Origin of the sequence: Kitasatospora sp. MAP5-34 (genome assembly GCF_029894335.1) — a bacterium.
Classification (GTDB): Bacteria; Actinomycetota; Actinomycetes; order Streptomycetales; family Streptomycetaceae; genus Kitasatospora.
Genome location: NZ_JARXZC010000037.1, coordinates 70,846 through 77,558 on the forward strand (window position 1 = coordinate 70,846; position 6,713 = coordinate 77,558).

Annotated in this window: 5 protein-coding genes; 2 read left to right on the forward strand and 3 right to left on the reverse strand. The window is 72.3% G+C overall.

What is annotated here, in order from left to right; genetic code table 11:
- Positions 1-88: 88 nt before the first annotated feature.
- Complete coding sequence (mmuM, locus tag P3T29_RS25670; RefSeq protein ID WP_280718987.1) at positions 89-1,009, reverse strand: homocysteine S-methyltransferase; 921 nt, start codon at positions 1,007-1,009, stop codon at positions 89-91.
- A gap of 78 nt (positions 1,010-1,087) precedes the next feature.
- Here mmuM and P3T29_RS25675 point away from each other — a divergent pair, with 78 nt between their 5' ends.
- A complete protein-coding gene (locus P3T29_RS25675) occupies positions 1,088-1,636 on the forward strand; it encodes an NUDIX domain-containing protein (protein ID WP_280718988.1) in 549 nt (182 codons plus the stop codon).
- A 206-nt stretch (positions 1,637-1,842) separates the two neighbouring features.
- Positions 1,843-3,861, forward strand: coding sequence for an acetoacetate--CoA ligase (locus P3T29_RS25680; protein WP_280718989.1), 2,019 nt, complete (start codon positions 1,843-1,845; stop codon positions 3,859-3,861).
- An 87-nt stretch (positions 3,862-3,948) separates the two neighbouring features.
- On the opposite strand, the gene ptsP is transcribed toward P3T29_RS25680, so the two are convergent.
- Together ptsP and P3T29_RS25690 are read right to left on the reverse strand one after the other, a co-directional pair.
- Positions 3,949-5,619 carry a phosphoenolpyruvate--protein phosphotransferase gene (ptsP, locus tag P3T29_RS25685; protein ID WP_280718990.1) on the reverse strand — a complete coding sequence of 557 codons (1,671 nt, stop codon included), beginning with the start codon at positions 5,617-5,619 and terminating at the stop codon, positions 3,949-3,951.
- Between the two features lie 70 nt (positions 5,620-5,689).
- A complete protein-coding gene (locus P3T29_RS25690; RefSeq protein WP_280718991.1) occupies positions 5,690-6,139 on the reverse strand; it encodes a PTS glucose transporter subunit IIA in 450 nt (149 codons plus the stop codon).
- Positions 6,140-6,713 lie beyond the last annotated feature (574 nt).

The window sequence follows — 6,713 nt, forward strand, 5'->3', positions numbered from 1 at the left end:
CAGGCGGTCGACATTGTCGACCGGTGTGGTCTCGGCACGAGTCTGCCAGGCCGACGGCCGGGCGTGCACCTCTCCCCCCGGGTTGCCGTCAGCCGCACGCCCCCCGGACGGCCTGCACGAGCCCGGCGATCTGCTCCTGGCCGACCCGGCAGCAGCCCCCCACCAGCCGCGCGCCGTCCGCCAGCCACCCGGCCACCGCCTCCGGACGGAAGCTCCACCCACCCTGCCAGTCCCGGGCCTCGGCGTCCCACTTCTCACCACTGTTCGGGTAGACCACCACCGGCTTCCCCGTCACCTCGGCCGCGATCCGCACCGCCCGCCCGGCGTCCTCCGGCGTGCAGCAGTTCACCCCCACCGCGATCACCTCGTCCGCCTCGGCCGCGAGCGCGAACGCCTCCGCGAGCGGCTGCCCCGCGCGGGTGTGCGCCCCCTCGACGCTGTACGACAACCAGACCGGCACCCCCAGACCCCGCACCGCCCGCAGCAGCGCCCGCGCCTCGTCCGCGTCCGGGATCGTCTCGATCGCCAGCACATCCGGCCCGGCGGCAGCCAACACCTCCAATCGAGGCCGGTGGAACCGCTCCAACTCCGCCTCGCTCAGCCCGTACCGCCCCCGGTACTCCGAACCGTCCGCCAGCACCGCGCCGTACGGACCCACCGACGCCGCCACCCAGCGCGGCCGGTCACCCGGCGTCCGCCGGGCGGCCTCCCGCGCCAGCTCCACACTCGACCCCAGCAGCCGGGCAGCCTCCGCCCGGCCGACACCCCGCCGCGCGAAACCCGCGAAACTCGCCTGGTAGCTGGCCGTGATGGCCACCTCCGCGCCCGCCGCGAAGTACCCGGCGTGCGCCCGGACGATCGCCTCCGGCTCGTCCGCCAGCAGCCGGGCCGACCAGAGCTCGTCCGACAGGTCGTACCCGGCCTCCGCCAACTGGTTCGACAGCCCCCCGTCGAGCACCAGCGGGCCGGTGGCCAGCGCCTCGGCGAAATCGGCGGGACGGACGGGCACAACTGCCTCCAACTGGACCGGGAACGACTGCCTGAACTGTACGACCGCCCTCCTCCTCGCCCCACTACCATCCACACCATGACCACTCACGAGGCCGACCGGACGACGTACGGGCCCTACTCCCACTGCCACTGGTGCGGAACGCCCTACCCGCCCGGCACCGCCGACTGGCCGCGCAGCTGCCCCGGCTGCGCGGAGATCAGCTACCGCAACCCGCTGCCCGTGGTGGTCGTCCTGCTCCCCGTGAACCTCCCCGACGGCGGCCGGAACGTGGTCGTCATCCGCCGCACCATCGAACCGGGCCTCGGCGAGCTGGCCTTTCCCGGCGGCTACATCGACTACGGCGAGAGCTGGCAGCAGGCCGCCGTCCGCGAACTCCGCGAGGAGACCGGCATCCACGCCGACGCAGCCGACGTCACCCTGATCTCCACCGCCTCCGACGCGGCCGGCGGCTTCCTCTGCCTCTTCGGCCTCCTCCCCGCCCGCGACCTCGCCGACCTCCCACCCTCCAAGCCCACCGACGAGACCGACGGCTGGCAACTCGGCACGGCCGAGACCCCGCTCGCCTTCCAGTTCCACACGGGCGTCCAACAGGAATGGTTCACGGGCAAGTACGCAAACCTCTGAGCGCACAACCAGGGGCGCGGGGAACTGCGCGAACCGGAAGGCAACTGACCCGCACCCTTCCGCACCGCGCCCGCAGTGATCGCACCCACCGTCGGAGGCCCTGGCGCAGCCGAGCCTCACGTGGCAGGGTCTGCACCGTCAGAGCCACTCCGGACGGGCCCTGCCACGAGCACTCCCGTCCCCCCTTCGGCCGGGAGACCACCACCGTGAGCACCCCCACCCAGGACCAGCCGCTCTGGCGGCCCGCCCCCGAGCGCGCCGCCGCCACCCAGCTGGTGGCTTTCCAGACCTGGGCCGCCGAACACCACGGAGCCCCGGCCGCCCCCCTCGCGCCGACCGCCACGGACGACGAGGCCGCGGCGCGCTACGCCGCCCTGCACGCCTGGTCCACCGAGGACCTGGACCGCTTCTGGACGGCCGTCACCGACTGGTTCGACGTCCGCTTCTCCACCGCACCTGACGCAGTCCTGGCCGACCCGGCGATGCCCGGCGCCCGCTGGTTCCCCGGCGCCCGCCTCAACTACGCCGAGCACGCGCTCCGCCACGGCGAGGACCCGGCGCACGCCGACCAGCCCGCGATCCTGCACCTGGACGAGACCACCGCCGAGCCGGTCGCCCTCAGCTGGGCCGAGCTCCGCCGCCAGGTCGGCTCGCTGAGCGCGGCGCTACGCGCCCAGGGCGTCGGCCCCGGCGACCGCGTCGGCGCGTACCTGCCGAACATCCCGCAGGCGATCGTCGCCCTGCTCGCCACCGCCTCGATCGGCGCGGTCTGGACCTCCTGCGCCCCCGACTTCGGCGCCCGCAGCGTGCTCGACCGCCTCCAGCAGATCGAGCCCGTCGCCCTCTTCGCCGTCGACGGCTACCACTACGGCGGCAAGAACCACGACCGCACCGAGGTCGTCGCCGAGCTGCGCCGCGAACTCCCGACCCTGCGCGCGGTCATCCACGTCCCGCTGCTCGGCGGCCCCGCCCCCGAGGGCGCCCTGCACTGGGACGACCTCACCGCCGCCGACGTCGAGCCGGTCTTCGAGCCGCTCCCGTTCGACCACCCGCTCTGGGTGCTCTACTCCTCCGGCACCACCGGCCTCCCCAAGGCCATCGTCCAGAGCCAGGGCGGCATCCTGGTCGAGCACCTCAAGCAGGCCGGGCTGCACCTCGACCTCACCGCCGAGGACCGCTTCCTCTGGTACACGTCCACCGGCTGGATGATGTGGAACTTCCTGGTCGCCGGCCTCCTGGTCGGCGCCACCGTCGTGACGTACGACGGCAGCCCGGGCCACCCCGACACCGGCGCCTTCTGGTCGGTCGCCGCCCGCACCCGCGCCACCGTCGTCGGCACCTCCGCCGCGTACGTGATCGCCAGCCGCAAGGCCGACCTCCACCCGGGCCGCGACCTCGACCTCAGCGCCGTCCGCTGCCTCGGCACCACCGGCTCGCCGCTGCCGCCCGACGGCTTCCGCTGGATCTACGACGAGGTCAAGGCCGACCTCTGGCTCGCCTCTGTCAGCGGCGGCACCGACGTGTGCTCCTGCTTCGTCGGCGGCGTCCCCACTCTCCCGGTGTACCTCGGCGAGATCCAGGCCCCCTGCCTGGGCGCGGCCGTCGAGTCCTGGGACGTCCAGGGCAAGCCGCACACCGACGAGGTCGGCGAACTCGTCGTCACCCAGCCGCTGCCGTCCATGCCCACCGGCTTCTGGAACGACCCCGAGGGCACGCGCTACCACGACAGCTACTTCGACATGTACCCGGGCACCTGGCGCCACGGCGACTGGATCACCGTCACCTCGCGCGGCACCGTCGTCATCCACGGCCGCTCGGACTCCACCCTCAACCGCCAGGGCGTCCGGATGGGCTCCTCGGACATCTACGAGGTGGTCGAACGCCTCCCCGAGATCGCCGAGTCCCTGGTCATCGGCCTCGAAGAGCCGAACGGCGGCTACTGGATGCCGCTCTTCGTCGTCCTCGCCCCCGGCGCCACCCTCGACGACGCCCTGATCGGCCGCATCCGCACCTCGCTGCGCACCGAACTCTCCCCGCGCCACGTCCCCGACGAGGTGATCGCCGTCGAGGGCCTCCCGCACACCCTCACCGGCAAGCGCATCGAGGTCCCGGTCAAGCGCCTCCTCTCCGGCACCCCCCTCGACCAGGCCGTCAACCCCGGCTCGGTCGACAACCTCGCCCACCTGCGCTTCTTCGAACACCTCGGCGCCCAACGCCGCGCGTGAACCCAAAAGGGGCGCGGGGAACTGCGCTGCCAACCACGCACCTCGTGCACTGTTGCGCAGCGCGTTCCCCGTGCCCCCTTCGGTCAACTACTCCCCGGACAGCACCTGCGCCGCCGCAGCCCGCGCCTCGTCAGCGGTGTCCGTGGCCCGCGCAGCCTCCGCAGCCCGCTGACACTGGGCCAGCGTCACCTTCGCGAGAGCGCTCCGCACGTACGGGATCGAAGCCGCCCCCATCGACAGGCTGGCGACCCCGAGACCCGTCAGTACACAGGCCAGCAGCGGGTCGGACGCCGCCTCGCCACAGACCCCGCAGCTCTTCCCGGTCGCCCGCGCGGCGTCCGCCGCGAGCGCGATCAGGTCGAGCAGCGCGGGCTGCCACGGGTCCTGCAGCCGGGCCAGCGCGCCGACCTGGCGGTCGGCCGCGAAGGTGTACTGGGCGAGGTCGTTGGTTCCCAGCGAGAGGAACTCGACCTCCTGCAGAATCGATCGCGCACGCAGCGCGGCGGACGGGATCTCGACCATCGCGCCGAACTTCGCCCGCAGCCCGGCCTCCCGGCAGGCGTCCGCGAACGCCTTGGCGTCCACCCGGTCGGCCACCATCGGAGCCATCACCTCCAGGTGGACCGGGAGGCCCTCGGTCGCCTTGGCCAGCGCGCGCAGCTGGGTCCGCATCACCTCGGGGTGCTCCAGCAGCGTCCGCAGCCCGCGCACTCCGAGCGCAGGGTTGGGTTCGTCTGCCGGGGTGAGGAAGTCCAGCGGCTTGTCGGCACCTGCGTCCAGCGCCCGCACCACCACCCGGCCCTCGGGGAAGGCCTCCAGGACCTTCCGGTACGCCTCGATCTGCTTCTCCTCGCTCGGCGCCTTCGCCGAGTCGTCGAGGAAGAGGAACTCCGTCCGGAAGAGGCCGACCCCCTCGGCGCCGGCGTCCAGCGCGGCGGGGAGGTCGGCGGGCCCGCCGATGTTGGCCAACAGCGGCACCGTGTGGCCGTCGGAGGTCCGACCGGGCCCGGAGCTGGCGGACAGCGCGGCCTTGCGCTCGGCGGCGACGCGGCGCAGCTCGTCCTGCTTCTCCTCCGACGGGTCGATCAGCACCTCACCACTACTGCCGTCGACCGCTACGACCACGTCCTCCGCCACCCCGGCCGCACCGGGCAGCGCCACGACGGCGGGCACCCCCATCGCCCGCGCGAGGATGGCGCTGTGGCTGGTCGGTCCGCCCTCCTCGGTGACGAAGCCGAGCACCAGCGTCGGGTCGAGCAGCGCGGTGTCGGCGGGGGCGAGGTCCCGGGCGAACAGCACGTACGGCTGGTCGCTGTCCGGCAGACCCGGCATCGGCACACCGAGCAGCCGGGCGACGATCCGGTTCCGGACGTCGTCCAGGTCCGCGACCCGCCCCGCCAGGTAGTCACCGGCGGCGGCCAGCAGCGCCCGGTACGCGGCGAAGGCGTCGTAGACGCCACGCTCGGCGCTGCTGCCCACAGTGATCCGCCGGCCGACGTCGGCCATCAGCTCGGGGTCCTGCGCCATCAGCGCCTGGGCCTCCAGTACCGCCTGTGCCTCACCGCCGGCCAGGTTGCCGCGGGCGATCAGGTCCGCCGCGACGGCGTCCACGGCTGCCTGGGCGCGGGCCTGCTCCCGGGGGGCGTCCTCGGTAGGAATCTGCGTCGCCGGCGGCTCCAGGACCGCAGTACCCATGTGCCGCACCGGGCCGATCGCGACACCGTGGCTGACACCTACGCCTCGCAGCGCCTGTTCCATCTTCTGATTCCTTCCACCCGGGTTTCCGGCTACGTCTGTCATGGGCTCGCCCGTCCGGAGCCCGCTGGGGTCAGTTCCAGGTGAACAGTTCGCCACCGGCGGGGACATCGCCAGTCTCGGCCACTTCGCTGAGCGCGTCGGCGGGTGCCTCCAGCGCGACCACCGGGGAGATCGGCGACTTGCCGGCGGCCTCGACCGCAGCCGGGTTCCAACGGATGACGGCGTCGCCGCGCTTCACCGTGTCCCCCTTGTTGACCAGCAGCTCGAAGCCCTCGCCGTTCAGCTGCACGGTGTCGATCCCGAGATGGGTCAGCACTCCGTGGCCGTCGCCGTCCACCACCACGAACGCGTGCGGGTGCATGGAGACGACCAGCCCGTCGATCGGAGCGAGCGCCTCGGTGGGCTCGCGAACCGGGTCGATGGCGGTGCCCGGGCCCACCATCGCGCCGGCGAATACAGGGTCCGGCACAGCGGCGAGCCCAACGGCCCGACCGGCCAACGGCGACGTCACAGTGGTCATGGGGGAGCCTCCCGGGTGCGGAGTACGCGGAGTACGGAGTACGGAGTGCGGCCTCAGAACAGCGGCTGAAGCCTAAATCATGTCAACTACGGACATACCGCACCTGAAGCGTAGGGGGCGCTGAGCGGCACTGAGCTGCTTCATCAGCACCACCGACACATCGCCACGGCCCGACAGGGCCGTCGTACCAATGGCCAGCGGCCCTACCGCACCCAAGTGGTCTAGTCCTCTTGGTCGACGCGCCGCACTCTACGGCATCAGCCTGAGGAGGCACGATCGCGCCAAGTACCCACCGACTGCCCCCTGCCGCTGAGGCCGACTGGGCCGACCGGGCGACGCGCCGCGCGGCCCGATTAGGCACCCGGCCCAGGAAGGGCTATCGTTTGTCGAGTCGCCGCGGAACGAAGCGGTGAACGTTGCGAGTCAGAACCGCAAAAACTTGGTTAAAATCAAGCAAACGGATCTGGTAAGCTAGAAACACGAACGAAGCGCCCGGAGAGCTTGCGAGAGCGGCTTGAAGGAAGCGTCCGTTCCTTGAGAACTCAACAGCGTGCCAAAAGTCAACGCCAGATAT